Origin of the sequence: Pseudomonas sp. YuFO8, assembly GCF_035065025.1 — a bacterium.
GTDB classification, from domain to species: Bacteria; Pseudomonadota; Gammaproteobacteria; order Pseudomonadales; family Pseudomonadaceae; genus Aquipseudomonas; species Aquipseudomonas putida_AE.
The window spans coordinates 1-458 of sequence record NZ_JAXDEQ010000127.1; the positions used below are offsets into that span (position 1 = coordinate 1).

Sequence of the window (458 nt, forward strand, 5' to 3'; positions counted from 1 at the left end):
ACCAGGGCGTGGTTGATCTGCTCGGCACCGGTGGCCTGGGCCTGCATGCCTTCGTTGACCATCAACACCCGCGGCGCCAGGGCCTGTACCTGATGGATGATCTGCGACAACTGCTCGCCCACTTGCTGCACTTCAAACATGCCGCGACGCACTTCTTCGGAGAACTTGTCCATGCCCATCACGCCAGCGGACACCGCCGACTGGATCTCGCGCACCATCTGCTCGATGTCGTAGGTGGCCACGGCAGTCTGGTCGGCCAAGCGACGCACTTCGGTGGCAACAACAGCAAAACCGCGCCCGTATTCCCCGGCTTTCTCGGCCTCGATCGCCGCGTTAAGCGACAACAGGTTGGTCTGGTCAGCGACCTTGACGATGGTCACCACCACTTGGTTGATGTTGCCGGCCTTCTCATTGAGGATCGCCAGCTTGGCGTTGACCAGATCGGCCGCGCCCATCAC

Annotated in this window: 1 protein-coding gene; it reads right to left on the minus strand. The window is 61.8% G+C overall.

Features of this window, described 5'->3' with window-relative positions:
• Nucleotides 1-458: methyl-accepting chemotaxis protein (locus SOP95_RS31610; protein ID WP_323609530.1), on the minus strand; the 458-nt coding region annotated here is incomplete at both ends.